Origin of the sequence: Burkholderia sp. Ac-20379, assembly GCF_017104645.1 — a bacterium.
Lineage (GTDB): Bacteria > Pseudomonadota > Gammaproteobacteria > Burkholderiales > Burkholderiaceae > Burkholderia.
In genome coordinates this window covers 1-1,928 of record NZ_JAAGPF010000654.1, presented here as the reverse complement: position 1 = coordinate 1,928, position 1,928 = coordinate 1, and the positions used below count along the sequence as shown (strand labels likewise).

3 protein-coding genes are annotated in these 1,928 nt (G+C 69.9%); all 3 read left to right on the top strand.

Annotation, left to right across the window (positions count from 1 at the left end):
• Positions 1-286, top strand: a 286-nt coding sequence (locus tag G3N92_RS33660) for an ATP-binding cassette domain-containing protein (protein WP_206131815.1), incomplete at its 5' end; no start/stop codon positions are given.
• 64 nt (positions 287-350) lie between these two features.
• Entirely contained in the window at positions 351-1,253 is a 903-nt protein-coding gene (locus tag G3N92_RS33655; protein ID WP_339385888.1) for an ABC transporter substrate-binding protein, read from the top strand.
• A partial coding sequence (locus G3N92_RS33650; RefSeq protein ID WP_206131813.1) for an ABC transporter permease subunit occupies positions 1,253-1,928 on the top strand: 676 nt, incomplete at its 3' end. The genes G3N92_RS33655 and G3N92_RS33650, both read left to right, overlap by 1 nt.

The window sequence follows — 1,928 nt, the reverse complement described above, 5'->3', positions numbered from 1 at the left end:
GCGCCGCCCGTCGGCGCTCTCCGGCGGCCAGCAGCAGCGCGTCGCGCTCGCGCGCGCGATCGTCGCGCGCCCGCGCGTGCTGCTGTTCGACGAGCCGCTTTCCAACCTCGATCCGCAACTGCGCGCCTCGCTCTGCGGCGAGATCCGCGAACTGCTCGCGCAACTCGGCACCACCGCCGTCTACGTCACCCACGATCGCGCCGAAGCCGACGCGCTGGCGCACACGATCGTCACGCTGGCGCAGGGCCGGGTCGCGCAGATCGCTCAAAATTCAAGGAGCCGGTAGTATGCTCACCACGCTTTCCAAGACCGTTCTTACCTTATCGCTGGCCCTCGGGCTGACTCAATCCGTGCACGCTCTTACCGTATATACCGCCGGCCCCGGCAACCTCGCCAAGAAACTCGCGCAGGGCTTCGAACACAAGACCGGCGTGAAGGTCGACCTGTTCCAGGCCACCACGGGCAAGCTGATGGCCCGCGTCGAGGCGGAGGCCAGCAACCCGCACGCCGACGTGCTGATTTCCGCGTCGTGGGACACCGCGCAGGATCTCGACCGCCGCGGCTGGCTGCTGCCCTACACCAGCCCGAACGCGGCGCACGTCTCGCCGATGTTCAAGACCCCGAACTACGTCGCGCAGGGCATCTCGGCGCTCGGCATCGTCTGGAACACCAAAACCGGCAAGCCGGAACCGCACGACTGGAAGGATCTGGCCGCGCCGGCCTATCGCGACCAGGTGACCACGCCGAACCCGGCGCTGTCGGGCGCCTCGCTCGACCTGCTGCTGGGCCTGCAGGACCGCCTCGGCGAAGCCGCCTGGACGCTGTTCGACAGCCTGCACAAGAACGGCATGGTGGTGCTCGGCCCGAACGCGCAGGCCATCAACCCGGTGCTGCAGGGCGCGAAATCGGCCGTGTTCGGCGCGGTGGATTACGTCGCGTACGGCTCGGCCGCCACCGGCGAATCGGTCAAGGTGATCTTCCCGAGCAGCGGCACGGTGATCGCGCCGCGCCCGATGATGATCTTCAAGACCTCGAAGGAACAGGCCAACGCGCGCGCGTTCGTCGATTACGTGCTGTCCGACGAAGGCCAGCAGATCGTCGCCGCCGCGTACCTGATCCCGGCCCGCGACGACGTGAAATCGGCCCGCCCCGCGCTGAAGGACCTGAAGCTGCTGCCGATGGACGACGGCAGCAACAAGACCTCGCGCGCCGAGGTGCTCAAGCGCTTCAACAGCCTGTTCGGCGAACACTGATGGCGACCGTGCTCGCGCAGCGTTCCTCCACGCGGCGCGCACGGCTGTCCGGCCGGGCCGGCCGCGTGGCCGGCTTCGGTGCCCTGCTCGCGGCGCTGCTGGTGCTGGTGGGGCTGCCGGTCGCGTTCGTCGGCCTGCAGGCGATCTTTCCCGCGCTCGGCCAGGGCTCGTTCGCGCATCCGTTCTCGGCCGTCTACGCCACGCTCGACGCATCGAACACCTGGCCGCTGCTCGGCAACACGCTGCGCTTCGGCCTGGCGGTGGCGGGCGGCGCGCTCGCGCTCGGCGTGCCGCTCGGGGCGCTGCGCGGCTTGGTGCGCGTGCCCGGCGCACGGCTCTGGGATCTGCTGTTCCTCGCGCCGTTCCTGATTCCGCCGTATCTCGGCGCGCTCGGCTGGATGCTGTTGCTGCAGCCGCACGGCTATCTGCAGCAGTTGGCCGGCTTCGATCTCGGCGGCTTCCTGTTCTCGTTTCCCGGCATCGCCACGGCGATGACGCTGAGCGTGTTCCCGGTGGTGTATTTCTCGGTGTCGCGCGCGATGATGCAGACGGGCGGCCGGCTCGCGCAGGTCGCGCGCGTGTGCGGCGCGAGCCCGTGGCGCGCGTTCCTGCGCGTGACGCGGCCGCGGGCCGCGCCCGCCAGCGAGCACGGAAGAGCGGCGTGGGGGGAAAGGA